The organism is Microbulbifer sp. ABF4_107, from assembly GCF_056312215.1.
The window spans coordinates 445,342-461,673 of the sequence record NZ_CM149983.1; the positions used below are offsets into that span (position 1 = coordinate 445,342).

At 57.5% G+C, this 16,332-nt stretch carries 15 protein-coding genes; 8 read left to right on the forward strand and 7 right to left on the reverse strand.

Annotation, left to right across the window (positions count from 1 at the left end; all coding sequences use genetic code 11):
* The first annotated feature begins 10 nt into the window (after positions 1-10).
* From ACYX4K_RS01690 to ACYX4K_RS01710, 5 genes are all read left to right on the forward strand, one after another.
* On the forward strand, positions 11-1,498 hold the full coding sequence (locus ACYX4K_RS01690) for a cryptochrome/photolyase family protein (RefSeq protein ID WP_475093820.1): 1,488 nt from the start codon (positions 11-13) through the stop codon (positions 1,496-1,498).
* Positions 1,499-1,590: 92 nt separating this feature from the next.
* Positions 1,591-2,103, forward strand: coding sequence for a DUF2878 domain-containing protein (locus ACYX4K_RS01695; RefSeq protein WP_475093819.1), 513 nt, complete (start codon positions 1,591-1,593; stop codon positions 2,101-2,103).
* A gap of 79 nt (positions 2,104-2,182) precedes the next feature.
* Positions 2,183-4,384, forward strand: a complete 2,202-nt coding sequence (locus tag ACYX4K_RS01700; RefSeq protein WP_476178750.1) for an autotransporter outer membrane beta-barrel domain-containing protein — start codon at positions 2,183-2,185, stop codon at positions 4,382-4,384.
* Positions 4,385-4,527: 143 nt separating this feature from the next.
* Positions 4,528-5,736 carry a pyridoxal phosphate-dependent aminotransferase gene (locus tag ACYX4K_RS01705; protein WP_475093817.1) on the forward strand — a complete coding sequence of 403 codons (1,209 nt, stop codon included), beginning with the start codon at positions 4,528-4,530 and terminating at the stop codon, positions 5,734-5,736.
* Between the two features lie 107 nt (positions 5,737-5,843).
* Positions 5,844-6,320 carry an Lrp/AsnC family transcriptional regulator gene (locus ACYX4K_RS01710; protein WP_043317624.1) on the forward strand — a complete coding sequence of 159 codons (477 nt, stop codon included), beginning with the start codon at positions 5,844-5,846 and terminating at the stop codon, positions 6,318-6,320.
* Positions 6,321-6,362: 42 nt separating this feature from the next.
* Here the strand turns inward: ACYX4K_RS01710 and ACYX4K_RS01715 are convergent, their stop codons facing one another.
* Entirely contained in the window at positions 6,363-7,169 is an 807-nt protein-coding gene (locus ACYX4K_RS01715; protein ID WP_475093816.1) for a HupE/UreJ family protein, read from the reverse strand.
* Positions 7,166-8,068 carry a peptidyl-prolyl cis-trans isomerase gene (locus ACYX4K_RS01720; protein WP_475093815.1) on the reverse strand — a complete coding sequence of 301 codons (903 nt, stop codon included), beginning with the start codon at positions 8,066-8,068 and terminating at the stop codon, positions 7,166-7,168. The genes ACYX4K_RS01715 and ACYX4K_RS01720 overlap by 4 nt, the downstream gene beginning before the upstream one ends.
* Positions 8,069-8,333: 265 nt before the next feature.
* On the opposite strand from ACYX4K_RS01720, the gene ACYX4K_RS01725 reads away from it, so the two are divergent.
* Positions 8,334-8,639, forward strand: a complete 306-nt coding sequence (locus tag ACYX4K_RS01725; protein WP_475093814.1) for a c-type cytochrome — start codon at positions 8,334-8,336, stop codon at positions 8,637-8,639.
* A 211-nt stretch (positions 8,640-8,850) separates the two neighbouring features.
* Here ACYX4K_RS01725 and ACYX4K_RS01730 read toward each other — a convergent pair whose 3' ends face one another.
* The 5 genes from ACYX4K_RS01730 to ACYX4K_RS01750 form a co-directional block, all read right to left on the reverse strand.
* A complete protein-coding gene (locus ACYX4K_RS01730; RefSeq protein WP_475093813.1) occupies positions 8,851-9,684 on the reverse strand; it encodes a sterol desaturase family protein in 834 nt (277 codons plus the stop codon).
* 142 nt (positions 9,685-9,826) lie between these two features.
* The gene (locus tag ACYX4K_RS01735; protein WP_475093812.1) at positions 9,827-10,879 is read right to left on the reverse strand and encodes a helix-turn-helix transcriptional regulator; all 1,053 of its coding nucleotides are present in this window, start codon (positions 10,877-10,879) and stop codon (positions 9,827-9,829) included.
* Positions 10,880-10,917: 38 nt separating this feature from the next.
* Entirely contained in the window at positions 10,918-11,475 is a 558-nt protein-coding gene (locus tag ACYX4K_RS01740; RefSeq protein ID WP_475093965.1) for a lytic transglycosylase domain-containing protein, read from the reverse strand.
* Positions 11,475-13,205 (reverse strand): proline--tRNA ligase, encoded by a 1,731-nt coding sequence (locus ACYX4K_RS01745; RefSeq protein ID WP_475093811.1) that lies wholly within the window; start codon positions 13,203-13,205, stop codon positions 11,475-11,477. The genes ACYX4K_RS01740 and ACYX4K_RS01745 overlap by 1 nt, the downstream gene beginning before the upstream one ends.
* Positions 13,206-13,399: 194 nt before the next feature.
* Positions 13,400-13,828, reverse strand: coding sequence for an HU family DNA-binding protein (locus tag ACYX4K_RS01750; protein ID WP_475093810.1), 429 nt, complete (start codon positions 13,826-13,828; stop codon positions 13,400-13,402).
* Between the two features lie 291 nt (positions 13,829-14,119).
* Between ACYX4K_RS01750 and ACYX4K_RS01755 the strand changes: the two genes are divergently transcribed.
* Positions 14,120-14,377 carry an FmdB family zinc ribbon protein gene (locus tag ACYX4K_RS01755; protein WP_475093809.1) on the forward strand — a complete coding sequence of 86 codons (258 nt, stop codon included), beginning with the start codon at positions 14,120-14,122 and terminating at the stop codon, positions 14,375-14,377.
* Between the two features lie 69 nt (positions 14,378-14,446).
* A complete protein-coding gene (aspS, locus tag ACYX4K_RS01760; RefSeq protein ID WP_475093808.1) occupies positions 14,447-16,225 on the forward strand; it encodes an aspartate--tRNA ligase in 1,779 nt (592 codons plus the stop codon).
* Positions 16,226-16,332 lie beyond the last annotated feature (107 nt).

The following is a 16,332-nucleotide window of genomic DNA, read 5'->3' on the forward strand; positions in this document are numbered from 1 at the left end:
AACGCATTTTATGGCTGAAAAAACGTATCAACGAGGTTTGGTGTGGTTTCGCAATGATTTGCGTGTTGCGGATAACACCGCGCTGTATCGCGCGGCGAAAGGCTGTGAACGTTTGGCCGCCATCTTCATCGCCTGCCCGGAAACCTGGCGCAGCCACGGTGATGGCGACAATGTGATTGCCATGCGATTGCGCAGCCTGGTGCAGTTGCAAGCTGCTCTCGGGAAAAAGCACATCCCGCTGTATTTCCTGGAATTGCCGGCATTCTCTGATGTGCCAGCGGCAATGGCGCAGATTGTGGAGAAGCTCGAAGTGGATGCGCTGTTTGCCAATGCAGAGTACCCCGTCAATGAAATGGCGCGCGATCAGGCGGCGCGCGCGCAATTGAAAAAGCGGCAGGTTCCGCTCGAGCTGTGTACGGATCGCACCCTGATTCCTCCGGGCAGTCTTACCACCGGCAGCGGGGATGGCTTCAAGGTATTCACACCGTTCAAGCGGGCATTTATCGCCGCCCATGACAATAGTGGGGAGGCCTTTGCCCCTCTGCCCCCACCGCGTGCGCGCACACCCGAGCAGTGGACGAGTTGGCCTGACTGGATTGCGGTCGATGGCGACAACAACCTGGTACGACGGATTCCCGACACGGTGAGGGATTACGCGGTGGCCGATGGTGGTGCGAAGCGTGTGCTGGACTGGCCGGCCGGCGAAGCCGCCGGAATGCGGGCGCTCAACGCCTTCGCGGAAATTATTGATGATTACGACCGCTGGCGAGACTTCCCCGCTCGCGACAATACGTCGCGAATCTCCCCGTACCTGAATTGTGGCGCTGTCTCCATTCGTCAATGTGTGAGTATGGCGGTAGAAGCGAACGGCGGTTGTTGGGCTGGGCGCAGTGAGGGGGCAGGTACCTGGCTGAGCGAACTGCTGTGGCGGGAGTTTTACCAGCACCTGGTGGTCAATTTTCCTCGGGTCTGCCGCAACAAACCTTTCAAGCCGGAAACAGAGCAGGTGCCCTGGTCCACCCGGGCACGGGATTTTGAGGACTGGTGCGAGGGGAAAACCGGTGTCCCCATTGTCGATGCGGCAATGAGGCAATTGAATCAAACCGGATGGATGCACAACCGGTTGCGCATGGTGGTGGCCTCCTTCCTCACCAAAAACCTGCTCACCGATTGGCGCAAAGGGGAGCAATATTTTATGCAGCAGCTGGTGGATGCGGACTTTGCGGCCAACAACGGCGGTTGGCAGTGGGCGGCGTCTACCGGAACCGATGCAGCACCATACTTTCGCGTGTTTAATCCCTACAGTCAGTCCCGGCGCTTTGATCCAGAGGGCAACTTTATCCGGACTTTTATCCCGGAGCTTGCAGAACTGTCGGATCGCGATATCCACTGCCCGCCCCGGGACCTGTTCTCCGAACACGGTTACCCACCGCCCATATGCGATGTGACTGAATCCCGCAAAACTGCAATTGAGGTCTTCGCAAACTTGAAGAAATAGCAATCCTCTGATTTATTTCCTGTATCAATCCGGAAAATTGCCGGGGATATTGCGCTCGCGGTACAGAATGCTTCTGATGAATGAGTCGCCCAATGCATTATAAAAAACTGGCCAACTTCGCCCTGTTTGTCGTCGGGTGGTGGATGGCTCTACTCTTTGGCAATGCCATGGCGTTGATTGCCCTGTTTGTGGTGTTAATGCTGCATTTTGTGGTGTGGCGGGATATCCGAGATATTTTCGTAGTCCTCGGATTTATTTTTTGTGGATTTGGGGTCGAGTGGGCCTTTATGGCCAGTGGTGTTCTGGATTACGGCACCAACCTGCCCCCTGCCTGGTCTATCTGCATCTGGGCAATGCTGTCGATCACGATTCGTCACTCGCTAGCCTGGCTGGTCAGCAATCATCTGTGTTGTTTTTTGACCGGGCTCTTGGCAGCGCCTGTGTTCTATGCAAACAGTATACATATGGGCCCAGCGAGCTGGGGGCGTCCCGAATGGCAGTGCCTGCTGATCATCTCTATGGTGTGGGGCTTGCTGGCCACGGTAATCAGCAGGCTGCTGGTGCCATTGGTCGATCAGATGGATTCTGCGGAAAGCCGCGCCTGATGATCCCCTTTCATTAAAATTTCATGCTCGTGACTGACCTATACTTGCCACAAAATTTCGCGTAGGCAAGGAGAGCCCAGTGCTGCGAGACACGCTAGGACGCAACAAAGTATCGAAAAGAGTGGCGGGATTGCCGGCGGCGATTGCGCTGGCGGTGTTGGCCGGACTGCATGTGCCTGCCGGTATGGCAGAAGAGCCCCTGTACGGCTCGCTGGTGGTGTTTGGCGATAGTCTCTCGGACAACGGCAATGCCGGTGTGTTTACTTCTTCCGACCCGGATGGCGTCTATCCCCGGCAGCCGGCGGTCTCCTTTCTGGCCGACAGCCTCGGCCTGCCGAAACTGAACTCCTGCTATGGCCTTGGGCCCGCGTTTGGCGGAGCCATTCCCTGTGCGCCCGCTGGCGGTTCGCTGGAGCAGCAGCTGCAACAGATCACCAACTCGGTTCTGACCAATGGCCCGAACTGGGCAGTGGGAGGCAACCGCACCGCAGATGTGTTGCTGGACCTGGTTGGTCCCCAGCGTTTCCGTCAGCTGTTCCCTAACACGACCGTGGCCGATCACAACACCCTGACCACCATCCTGCCGGATTCCAGCCGCTGCGGCCCTGATGGTGTCTGCGATCCAGCGATGGGGGAAAGTCCGTACCTGAGCGAGGCGGAAGTCATTGCCGCCACCAGCGCATTTAACGACCCCGAGGCCCTGCAGGCGCTGGTGGATGACCCGAACAACAATATCACTCTGACCGGCGTACCCTTTGCCACCGGGCAAGGCTACCTGCCGCAGAACAGTGTTCGCTCCAACGATCTCTTTTTTCTCAATGGCGGCGGTAACAATATTCTCGACGGAGTGCGTAGCGGTACCATCAATCGGGACTCTATGGCGCGAGCAGCAAGATTTTTGTCCACTGCCGGACAGGAATTGCGCTTTGCCGGAGCCAAATACATTGCCATGACAAACGCGCCGCGAATTGGCGCCACGCCCGCGATTTATGCGCAGGGGCAGGCGGCAATCAACTACGCCAATATGGGCACCGAGTATTTCAACAACCAGTTGCGTCGGCAGGTCAATGACATCGGCAATATCCTGCTGCTGGATATGGAAGGGCTGCTGGAGCTGGCGATAAACGACCCGGCCGCATTTGGCTTTGCTCCCATCAATCAAAGCGCAACCTGCTACATCAACTGCGCCAATCCACACCCGGTTTACGGTGCCAATGGCACCAACCCCAATGCGGACATGCTGATTTTTTACGACAGCATTCACCCCACGCTGGCCGGTCAGCAACTGCTGGCAGATTACTATTATGAAACGCTCACCGCGGCGGTGAACTTTGGTGTACTACCGGACCTCGGATATGAAAACACGCGCCAGCACCGTATCAATATCGATCATCACCTGATCTCTCAGCGGTACAGTGACCCCTATACCACCGTATTTTTTGGTGCCAGCGTGGGCCACACGGAACTGGGTGTCACACCTGCCATCAACGACGAATATCCAGCCTGGGACGGGTTCTTCGGTATGAGCTTCGCCGGCTTTGAGCATCTTGAATGGGGCCTGGGAATGTCCTACGGCGGCAGTGAATACGAGCCCACCGACATTTTTTTCAAGGCGCGTAATTTCAACCTGAGTGCCTTTGCGCGCTGGGATGATGATTTCTGGTTTCTGGATGGGGCGTTAACTTTTTCCGATATCCAGTACGACGATATTCAGCGTACCCTCTATCTCGGCGATCATTTCAGCCATCGCCTGGACGGCAGCACCGATGGTGACGGATACAGTGCTTTTATACGCGGCGGCTATGATGCTACGCCCAATCTGAGCAGCCGTATGGGACCTTTTGCCGCCATCGAATGGACACGTGTCGACGTTAACGGCTTCCACGAGAAAACGGCCGATCGCTATACCTACACAGGAGCCTGGGGCCAGCGACTTGATCCCCTGGGGCTTTGGGTACACGGGCAGGACCGGGATTACCGGCGCTGCAAGGCGGGCTTTTTCTACAACAGTCCGGAAGATGTCGAGCGCCGTTGGTTTGGTGAGTTCTGGCTTGAACACACCGCCGGGGATGACTATCAGGATCTGGGAATCGGGGTGAACTCCATCTACCTCAACTGGGCGCGCCTGCCGTCCTATCGCAGTAAGAATGCGGGTGTTTTCCAGAATGGGGTGGGCGCCATGGTCGGGGTGAACATTAACGAGAAGTTGCGGGTTGCAGCGGATGTGCTTATCCGGCCGGAGGATACGGTTGGCGGGCTAAGCCTGAATTACCGCTTCTGACGGGCGCGCCAGCCGCCGAATTTTCTGCGGTAAACCCCGCGAAATAATCGGCCTGCTGCGAAAACCTCTGGGTCTAAGCGACATGGATTGCTCCCCCGGTTGTTACCTTATGGAGAGGCAAAACACCTCCATAACAACCACCAATGACGGATCCGAAGATGTACACCCCGCGATTTAGCAAGCAGAGCCAGGCCCTCCATTCCGCCGACGCCGACGTCTGGGCCGTCAGCGACCGCGCCCATGCACTGGCGGACAAGGGCGAAGATGTCATCTTCCTGTGTGTGGGTGACCCGAACTTCGACACCCCGGAGCCTATCCTCGATTTCGCCCGCGCGCGTCTGGGTGTCGGCCGCACGCACTATTCACCGGCGGCCGGCGAGTTGATGTTGCGGCGAGCCATTGCGGATATCGAAAGCAAGGTCAGCCCGCACCCCTGTGACCCGAATGACGTGGTGGTTTTCCCCGGTGGTACCAACGCGATTTATGCGGTTCTGTCTTGCCTGCTCAATCCCGGCGAGCAGGTCGTCATTCCCGAGCCCATGTATATTGGTTATGTGCCGATTACCGACGCCTTGCAGCTGGACGTCAAGAAAGTCTCCTGCCCCGCAGATCAGGGGTTCGCGTTCGAGATTGAGTCCATCAAGCGGGCCATTTCTGACGAAACCCGGGCGGTGATGATCAACACCCCTGTGAACCCCACCGGCGCCATGGCGACGCCGGAGCAGTTGCGTGAACTTGCGGCATACTGCCGGGCACGCAACATCTGGCTGATCTCCGATGAGATGTACTCCATGATCACCTTTGCCCGCCGCCACACTTCGCTGCGGACCGCCGCGGAGCATCTCGACAATGTGATCGTCATTGATGGCTTGTCCAAGTCCCACGCCATGAGCGGTTGGCGTCTGGGGTGGGCCGTCGCGCAGGGCGAGCTGGTAGAGCGCCTGATCGAATATGCCGGCGCCACCATTTTCGGCGTGCCGCAGTTTATTCAGGAGGCCGCCGCCTTTGCCCTGGAGTTTGATACCTACTTTGTGAAGCAGATGCGCGACGCCTATGAAAAACGCCGTGACCTGATTGTCGAGCGTGTCGGGAAAATTCCCGGGCTCAATTGTTACTCCCCGGAAGCGGGGATGTTTGTGATGGTGGATGTGTCTGCGGTGGCAGAAGATGGTGAGGCCTTTGCTGGCGCACTGCTCGATGCGGAACTGGTATCGGTGCTACCCGGCAAGCCGTTCGGCCCAAGTGCCGTCAACCATGTGCGACTGACCCTCGCCGCCGACGACGTGGAGCTTACCCGCGCGCTCGATCGAATCGAACGGTTTGTGGTGGGCGGTTGCCGGAAGGCGGGGTAGAGCGGCAAGGAGATACAAATAGATCTGCGTGTTCCCGCGCGGCGGGTTTCCCGCTATGCTGTTCGAAAATTGACCCCAAAATATTATTCAGTCGATAAAAATTAGCCGTGAAAATAGATCGCCATAACCTGAAGATCCTGGAAGTCCTGCAGACGAATGCACGCATCAGCAATTTGAACCTGGCGGATCAGATTGGCCTGTCGGAAAGTGCCTGCTTGGCGCGGGTGAAAAAACTGACCAGCGAAAAGTTTATTCGCGAATATCAGGCGGAAGTGAATCTGGACAAGGTCCGACACGCGGAGTTTTACGTGAACGTGGCCCTGAAGCGACAGGACGCCCGCACCAGTGAAAGCTTTCGGCGTGCAATCAACAAGATCGAGCAGATCGTGTCCTGTGTGAAGATGTCCGGAGAGTTTGACTATATGTTGCGCTTTGTATGTCCGGATGCGGGTGATTTTAACCGCGTATCCGAGCAATTGCTGGCGGACGAAGATGCGGCGATCACCCGCATGACCTCGCACCTTGTCATCGAGAAAACCAAGCCGTTCAACGGCTATCCTCTGGAATTATTGTTTCAGGATTAGAATGAGGCCCCGGCCCAGCCGCGCAGCCCACAGTGGAGAACTTCACACTACCAGAGCGATTGTCCTGTCTACCAGCCACAGTGCGGCAACGCCGCCGACCAGGTAGGCAACCGGCAGCGCGCTGGCTACTGTCGCAGTGTGGCCGGTGCGCAGCTCCCACTGATGCACTCCGGGTAACTTTCTTAGTGCCAGCATCACCAGGCTGACCGCCGCAATAAACGCCAGTTGCCCGGCTTCTATTCCTAGGTTGAACACCGCCAGTGACAGCGGAACCTCGTGTGTGGGTGCACCCATATCTGACAGGGCACCGGCAAAGCCAAATCCGTGTAGAAGGCCAAACCCGAATGCCATCAGCCAGGGTTTGCGAATGGCCAGTGTTGAGCGGCCTTCAAGTTTGTGCAGTATTTCCACCGCGATAAACACAATACTGAGCGCAATCACGGCTTCAAGCGGACCCTGCGGTAGCTTCAAGGTACCCAGAACCGCTGCCGCCAGGGTGATGCTGTGCGCAAGGGTAAACGCGGTGATTGTTGTCACCAGCTGCCGCGTGCCGCTGGCCAGGACCATCAGGGCCAGCACAAACAGCAGGTGGTCGATCCCGAGCAGGATTTGTTCAACCCCCAAAACAAAGTACACGTTGGCAATCTCCTTTTTGCCTGCTTTGCTTTCTATCCGTACCTGCGGAAGGCTGGCTTTCCAGCGTTCCACATTATATTCGCCCGCAATCATCGAGTTCGGTTCGGATAGTGACCGGGCGCTCTCTTCCGGGAAGAGGGCCGCGGGGCGCTGTTCATTTGCCTGTGCGACACAGGAAAGAAGCAGGGCAAGTACCAGCAACAGCCGTTTCACGGGCGGACGACCTCCTGTGACACTGCCGGTGATCCGTCTGCTACTCTGGTCACTGGTTTGACGCTGTCGGCAAGTGGTAGTTCAACGATTGAGATATCGTATTTGCGGCGCAAGGTCTCGTATTGGGTCTGTAAAGCGTTGCGGCGCTCTTCCTCCTGCCAGTCACGCAATACTTCCGCACGCACTTCAGCAAACTCCGGCTGCAGTTGCGGATCCCGCTGGCGGATACGCACCAGGTGCTCGCCATACGCCGAGGTCAATGGGCCGGTCCATTCATTGATGGGAATGTCGGTTAGCTGCAGGGAGAAGTCGCTGCCAAATACGCGGTCAATGCGGGCCGGTGTGATGGACTCGAATTGGTAATCAAGCAGTGAGCGGTCGCCCAGATCCCGTGGATCTCTGCCAGCGGTCAAGCGGGTCAATACTATGCGGGCATCTTCCGCGACTTCCGCGCGTTTATTGCTGTCGAGAAATATCTGCGAAAAGCTGTAGCGGGCGGGGCGGGTGTATCTGTTCAGGTTGTTCTGGTGGTACTGTTTGAGCACTGGCTCGGCGGGCTCAATGGCGTCAGCCAGGTCTTCCGCCAAACGTTCAACTTTTGTGCGCAGGCGCTGGCGAATCACCGCATCGTCCTGATCGAGCCCCATGTTCAGTGCCGCCCGGTACAACACCTCTTCCCGCACATAGTCGCCGATGAGACTTCGCAGCTCCTCGGTAGTGGGTGGGCGCTGCCAGTTCCGCTCAAAGATTGCAGAGATGTGCTGAACCCGGGCTTCAGAAACGAAGATGTCGTCGGAGCTGGCGGATTGTCTATCCTGAAAAAGACTATTGATGCCAAAGAGTAGTGCTCCGATCAGGGCAAACTGGACACTGGGGTCTTTGATCCAATGCTGCTTCATCTGTGCGCTCCGGCTTATGGGTGTTATTGCTGGGAACAGTCAAAGCGTATGAGAAGACCTTCTCATGCTAGTGAGGATAGTTCATGTTCAGGGAGTCGGCTGGCATTGCGGAAACCCGGCCTGCCCGACAGCCAATATAGTTGGGCTGTCAAAGTGCCGTGCGCCAGTTCGGGTAACGAATGTAGTAATTCGCGGCAAGTTGAAACTACACTTCCCCGTGGATTTTTAGATGGCAGGGAATCGATAAACCAATTGGGTGTGTACTATGAAAACGTCAATGATTTGCATGGTTGGCATTGCCAGTTTCCTGGCATGCAGTGTCGCACTGGCTGACGCCGTAGAAGAAAAGTACCAGAAATCCTGTCATATCTGCCACGACACCGGCGTAGCCAACGCGCCCAAGGTGCACGATGTGGAGGCCTGGAAGCCGCATCTCGACAAGGGAATGGATACATTGCTGAGTTCTGTGAAAAATGGACTCAACGCCATGCCGCCCGGGGGTATGTGTTCTGACTGTAGTGATGAGGACTACAAGGCGCTGATCAAATATATGTCTTCGCCCAAGCCATAGAGCACTGACGATGGTGCGCGATGATTTGTGTGCGGAGATCAGGTTTGCAGGAGCCTGAACTACAGGCGAGGTGGTGACTGGGCTAATTGCCTGCAGAGCAGGTCCTGCAAGAATTATTGTGGCCTACAAGGCGCCAATTGGCTCGCGGCTTTACAATAATTATGTCGGTGTTTTCCACCCGTAATACCATTGAATTTTTGTGCAGTGCACACTACGGCATGGATGGGTGTCGAGCGCTCTCTTTTTCGGGGTGCTCGTTTGTATCGCTGAACTTCCCATCAACAGCCTGTCTGAACACGTCTTTGTAGTTCGAAAATTCTGTGCCCATCCAGCGATCCCACCAGGTAAAGTAAAACCCGTAGTTCCCCTGAAAACGCTGATGGTGCAGGTCGTGGTGGGTAGTTGTGGTCAGCATATCTAGCGGCCCGTCAACCCATCCCCTGGGATGGAATTCACACCCGGCGTGCAGCATGGTATTGCGAAAGATCATAATAAAAATAAAGGCCAGCCAGACCAGCGCATGCAGCGGAATCAGCATCAGAATCAACGGGGAGAAAACTGCCATAAGTAGCCCTTCACCCACCGAGAAGCTGTAGGCCGCCCAGGGCGTCGGGGTTCGGGAAAGGTGGTGCACCCGATGGAAATGCTTGAACAGCCGGGGGTGGTGCATGGTGCGATGGGTCCAATAAAAGTAGGCATCATGAATCAGGATCAGCACGGGTAAACTGGCCAGATTCCACCACAGAGGATAGGCCTGCCACTGCCAGTAAATGTGGATCAAATCCCAGCTGCGCAGGACACTGGTAACAAATCCGACAGTGGCGAAAATGCCCAGAGTGAGCATGGAAAAGCGGATCTCCCGGCGAATATCCTTCCAGCTCGCACGCCGCCGCTGCAGCCGGCGTCGATTCATCCAGCCACGAAAAAGAAAGCTGACGGATAGACTCATCAGGGTGGCTGCCAGTAGGTAGCGGAACAGATCCTGCTGAAAGTGCCGGCCCCAATTTTGCACAACTTCCCACGAATATGCCCCCAGTAACTCCATGTCGAGCTCCTCATTGTCATTTGTTATGGTTATTGTTTCGCGCCAACCCCATATGGGCGAGGTGCGTGTAGTGTGCAGTATTTGCGGGTACGGGGCTTGCGGGAATCGAACAAAAGCTGACGGATTCCGCAGGAAATCCCATTCAGGCGGGCAAGAACTCTTTGCGGAATTCGGTCGGTGTGCAATTGTGCCGGCGTTTGAATGCGGCGTTGAACGGGCTGAGTGAGCGGTAGCCAATATCCAGTGCAATGCTCAGCACCGGCAGGTGCGCTTCATTCGGGTCCACCAGGCGGCGGCTCGCTTCATCGATACGGTACTGGTTCAGGTACTCGTTAAAATTGCGAAACCCCAGGTGTTTGTTGATGAGTGCGCGAAGTATGTGTTCCCGCGTGTCCAGCTGCTCGGCCAGCTCGCGAATGGTCAGACCGGTATGTCGGTAGCCGCCGCTTTCCATGTGACCCTGTAATTTTTCCAAGAGGGCTCTCTGGTTCGGGTCCAGAGGTCCACTGGCCGGTGCCTCTGGATTTTCCGGGTCCGCAGATTGTTCGGAGGAGGGCGTATCCTGCTTGAGAGGCAGGGACTCCGCCAGCGCCTTTGGCGACAGCGCAAGGAGCCACAGGCAGGCGCCGAATGCCAGCAGCGCAGCCATGATGGCGTGCAGGGTGGGAATACCCACCGGGGTGGGGAGGTACGAAAACAGAAATTCCGCACACACCACGATTACCATGTAGCCACCTATGGCGATGAGCAGAGCGACGCGCAGTTGCCGGCGCTCAGCTACCAGGTCGGACTGGAATTGCTGAAACAAGGTGACAATGCCGGCGACAATCAGCGCGAGTTTGAGTGGCTGTGCCAGCCAGTAGAAAAGCGGGTGGATAGCGAACTGGCTGGCTAAATCAATGGCAAGTTCCAGCGCGATTAGCCCCCATCCCCAGTGAGGAAATGCCTCGCTCTCGGCGCACAGCTGGTGGGCAAACAGCCAGAATGCCGCGGGAATGACGATGGTGGGTAAGTCAATCAGCAAGTTGATGGCCGGATCCTGATGCTCCAGAATCGGCCTGAGCAGGTACACAAGAATACCGGTGAGAAGCACCAGTAACCAGCGGCTGTCGCGGCGTCTGTGGCCAAACGCGATCCGCGCCGTTGCAAGCAGCAGCAGGCTACAGGCGGCGCCGGTAAAAAATACGTATGTCACCGAAACCCTCTCTGGTTGCCGCTATTTTTTATTGCTGGCTAGCGCCAGCGCTCCACCCAGGCGTCCAGCACTTTGCGGCTATAGGTGTGCCGCCCGTAGCTACCGTTGTAGTAGGCCAGTGCATTCGGCATATTGCCCTTGGCCTTTTTGATGTAGTGCTTGAGGATGGTACAGCCGTAACGGAGGTTGGTTTCCATATCGATGAGATTGTCCTCCGGGCGGCCAATTTCATTTTTCCAGAACGGCATCACCTGCATCATGCCCTGGGCGCCCACGCGGGAAACGGCGTAGGGGTCAAATGCACTTTCAATCTGAATCACCGCCAGCACAATTTCCGGCTGCAATCCGGCGCGGGTCGCTTCGCGGTGGATCGCCTTGAGCACGGTCATGCGTTCCTCAGGATCTTTGATGTAGCGTGCCAGTGGTTGGGATTTGGCCATCAACCACACTTCCGCATCAAAGCGATCCGCAAAGGAATCCGCCTCGGTGACGGCGCCCTTCAATGCCAGCAACAGCTGTGGATCCACCTCTTTGACCTGGGCGGATACCGCACTGCTGAGTAGCGTCAGCAGAAATGTGGCAATGGCTGCACGGATCAATGTGGGATTTTCTCGAGCAGGATGTCGAGGATCTGGTCCGCGGAGAACTCCTGGTTCTGGGAATCCCGGCGCCCTTTGTACTCGATGTTGCCTTTTTCCAGGCCGCGGTCACCCACCACGATACGGTGCGGAATCCCCATCAGCTCGGTATCCGCCAGCATGCCGCCCAGGCGTGCCTTGGGCTCGTCCATCAGCAGGACATCGATGCCTTTTGCAGTAAGGGCCTCGTAGATGTGCTCGCATTTCTGCTGCACCGCTTCACTCTTCTGCATGTTGATTGGCACGATGGCCAGCTGGAAAGGCGCGATCGCTTCCGGCCAGATGATGCCTGCGTCATCGTGATTCTGTTCAATCGCCGCTGCTACCACGCGGGAAACACCGATGCCGTAGCAGCCCATGGTCATGACCTGCTCTTTGCCGTTTTCGTCCAGTACAGTGGCCTTCATCGCCTCACTGTACTTGGTGCCCAGCTGGAAAATGTGGCCGACTTCGATGCCGCGCTTGATTTCCAGCGTGCCCTGGCCGTCGGGGCTGGCATCACCGGGCACTACATTGCGCAGGTCTTCGATGCGGGAAATGGCCGCATCGCGCTCCCAGTTCACGCCGGTGAGGTGGTAGTCGTCTTTGTTGGCGCCGCACACGAAGTCCGCCAGGTGCGCGGCGGCGCGATCGACGATTACATCGATCTTCATGCCCACCGGGCCGAGGGAGCCGATACCGCAACCGAGTTCTTCGGCGATGCGTGCTTCCGGGGCAAACTGCAGCGGGCTGGCTACGCCGGCCAGCTTCTCGGCTTTCAGTTCGTTCAGGTCGTGATCGCCGCGCAGCACCAGTGCCACCAGCGGCGCGGTCTCGCCCTCTTCTTCGGTCTCGCCCAGCACGATCAGGGTTTTCACCGAAGTGTTTGCGGCGATGCCGAAAGTCTCTTCAAGAGCAGCAATGGTCTTCTGGCCGGGAGTGTGCAGCTCGGCCATTTCTTTGGCCGGGGCTGGGCGCTCGCCTGCCGGAGCGACTGCTTCTGCCAGCTCCACGTTTGCCGCGTAACGGCTCTCGGTAGAGAAGGCGATATCATCCTCTCCACTCTGGGCCAGTACGTGGAATTCGTGGGAGTGGGAGCCGCCGATGGAGCCGGTGTCCGCCAGTACCGGGCGGTAGTCCAGGCCGATGCGGTCGAAGATGCGACAGTAGGCGCCGTGCATGACGTCGTAGGTTTCCTGCAGGGAGTCTGCGCCCAGGTGAAAGGAGTAGGCGTCCTTCATGGTGAACTCGCGCGCGCGCATCACGCCGAAGCGCGGGCGAATCTCATCGCGGAATTTGGTCTGGATCTGGTAGAAGTTCGCCGGCAGCTGCTTATAGCTGTTGACCTCGGTGCGAATCAGATCTGTGATCACTTCCTCGTGGGTCGGGCCCAGGCAGAAAGGATTGTCGTGGCGATCCTGGATACGCAGCAGCTCCGGACCGTACTGTTGCCAGCGGCCAGATTCTTCCCACAGGTCCGCCGGTTGCACTACCGGCATCAGCACTTCCAGGGCGCCGGCGCTGTTCATTTCCTCGCGCACAATGCGCTCCACCTTGCGCAGTACGCGCAGGCCGGTGGGCAGCCAAGTGTAGAGTCCGGAGGACAGGCGGCGGATCATGCCCGCGCGCAGCATCAGCTGATGGCTGATGACCACTGCGTCATTGGGGGTTTCTTTCTGGGTGGCAATCAGGTAGCGGGATGCGCGCATAGTGGTTTCTTAGCTTTTTCCGGGAAAATTTCAGGACGGCCATTTTACGCTGCCGGAGGCCTGTTTTGGTAGAGCAGCTGATTGGCGTTGATAGTGGCTGAGAGAAGAGACAGGCAGGAGAGGCCCTGTAACGAGGCGCCCATAAACAGAAAACCCCGCAAAAGCGGGGTTTTCGGGACTAAAGGCGGCGAGACTCAGGACTCGGCCATTTCCTTCAGCTTCTTCAGCGGGCGGATTTTCACCTGGATGCTCGCAGGCTTGGCCTTGAACATGGTCTCTTCGCCGGTGAAGGGGTTGATGCCTTTGCGGGCTTTTTTGGCCGGCTTCTTCACGGTGGTGATCTTCAGCAGGCCCGGCAGGGCGAATTCGCCCACGCCGCGCTTCTTCACGTGACCTTCGATCACATCGGTCAGCTCGTCCAGGACAGACTGAACCTGTTTGCGGGACAGTTCGGTCTTCTCGGCGATCTGGTTCAGGATCTGGGTTTTGGTGTACTTCTCTTTGATTGCAGTCACTTTCTTGGCCGGAGCGGCCTTGGCTGCTGCTTTCTTGGCTGGAGCCTTTTTGGCTGCAGTCTTCTTGGCGGGGGCTTTCTTAGCTGCGACTTTCTTCTTTGCGGCCATGTTAGCTTCCTTCCTTATGTAAGTGTTTTTTCCAGTGAAAGTGGGCGTACATCAAGGTTTGCCCAGTGGCGTACCCAAGTACTGAGCTGAAGTATATCCAGTTTTTTTCCGCGCGCACGGGCTTAAATCAGAAAAAAAGTGCTTTTTTTTAGGGTTTTGGCCGAAAAATGGCCCGTGAAACGCTGGCCCGAGGCTACCTGCGAGCACCGGGTTGCTCCAGTGAACAGGCTCCTTCTTCCCTCGCAAGTGCTCATGTATAATCTGCGCCCCTTTATATTCCGGGTATTAGCCATGCCTATTTACGAATACCAATGCAAGGCCTGTGGGCACCAGATGGAAGCCCTGCAGCGTATGAGCGACGCTCCGCTGACCGACTGCCCCGCGTGCAACCAGGCGGAATTGAGCAAAAAAATCAGTGCCGCCGGATTCCGCCTCAAGGGTGGCGGTTGGTATGAAACCGACTTCAAAACCGGCAGTAAGAAGAATCTTGCCGGTGATACTGCCAAGCCCGCCGGCAAATCCGGTGGCTCGGAAGCGAAAGCCAGCTAAGCTGCAAAACTGAGCACCTGAAGCTAAGAAAGCTGAACAAAGACGATACTACTAAGGGAATAAGACTCCATGCGCACCGACTACTGTGGCGCCCTGCGATCCGCCGATATTGACCGCGAAGTAACCCTGTGTGGCTGGGTAGACCGCCGCCGCGATCACGGTGGGGTGATCTTTATCGACCTGCGCGACCGCGATGGTATTGCCCAGGTGGTCTTCGATCCGGATGCCGCAGAGCACTTTGAACTCGCCGATCGCGTGCGCAGTGAATATGTCCTGAAGGTTACCGGCCGTGTGCGCGCCCGCGCCCCGGAAGCGGTAAACCCGAACATGGTCACCGGTGAAATCGAGGTTTACGGCCTGCGGCTGGAAATTCTCAACAGCGCGGAAACCCCGCCCTTCCAGCTGGACGAGCACACCGCCGTCGGCGAAGACGTGCGTCTGAAGTACCGCTACCTGGACCTGCGCCGCACCGAAATGCAGCGCAACCTGCGTTTCCGCTCCCAGATCACCAACGCCATCCGCAACTACCTGGACGGCGAAGGTTTCCTGGATATCGAAACCCCGATCCTGACCCGCGCTACCCCGGAAGGCGCCCGTGATTACCTGGTGCCGAGCCGCACCCACGCTGGCAAGTTCTTCGCGCTGCCTCAGTCCCCGCAGCTGTTCAAGCAGCTGCTGATGGTGTCCGGCTTCGATCGCTACTACCAGATCGCCAAGTGTTTCCGCGACGAAGACCTGCGCGCAGACCGTCAGCCGGAATTCACCCAGATCGACATTGAGACTGCATTCCTCGATGAGAACGCGATCATGTCCATCACCGAGGACATGATTCGCAAGCTGTTCAAGGAACTGAAGGGTGTCGAGCTGGGTGAATTCCCACGCATGCCGTTCAGTGAGGCGATGGCGAAATTCGGTTCCGACAAGCCGGACCTGCGCATCCCGCTGGAGCTGGTGGATATCAAGGACCTGATGACACAAGTGGACTTCAAGGTGTTTTCCGGCCCGGCCAACGACCCGAAAGGTCGCGTGACCGCGCTGAAAGTCCCCGGCGGCAACGACAAGCTGACCCGCAAGCAGATCGACGACTACACCAAGTACGTGTCCATCTACGGCGCCAAGGGCCTGGCCTACATCAAGGTCAACGACAAGTCCGACCTGGAAGGCGGCCTGCAGTCCCCGATCGTCAAATTCCTGCCCACCGACGTGCGTGCGGCCATTCTTGACCGCGTACAGGCTGAGAACGGCGACCTGATCTTCTTCGGTTCCGACAAGGCCAAGGTGGTTTCCGAAGCGCTCGGCGCACTGCGCTGCAAGCTGGGTGAAGACCTGGATCTGTACGTGTCCGAGTGGGCGCCGCTGTGGGTGGTGGACTTCCCGATGTTCGAAGAGAACGACGACGGCAGCGTTACCGCACTGCACCACCCGTTCACCGCGCCGTCCTGTTCCGCAGAAGAGCTGGAAGAAAATCCGCTGGAAGCCCTGTCCCGCGCCTACGACATGGTGCTGAACGGCACCGAGCTGGGTGGTGGTTCCATCCGTATCCACAACCAGGATATGCAGCAGACCGTATTCCGCGCCCTCGGCATCGAGGCCGAGGAGCAGCGCGAGAAGTTTGGCTTCCTGCTGGACGCATTGAAGTACGGCGCACCGCCCCACGGCGGCCTGGCCTTTGGCCTCGACCGCCTGGTGATGCTGATGACCGACAGCGACTCCATCCGCGACGTCATTGCTTTCCCGAAAACCCAGAGCGCGGCCTGTGTAATGACCGACGCCCCGGGAGCGGTAGATGCCAAGCAGCTGCGCGAACTGAGTATCCGCCTGCGCCAGAAAGAAGAGCAGGTAGGTTAAAGGCAGCATTTTAATCGTCATTCCGGCGCAGGCCGGAATCCAGATAGCTGGACCCCGGCCTGCGCCGGGGAGACGAAAAGCATGAGTGCGCCAGACCCAGATTTAGA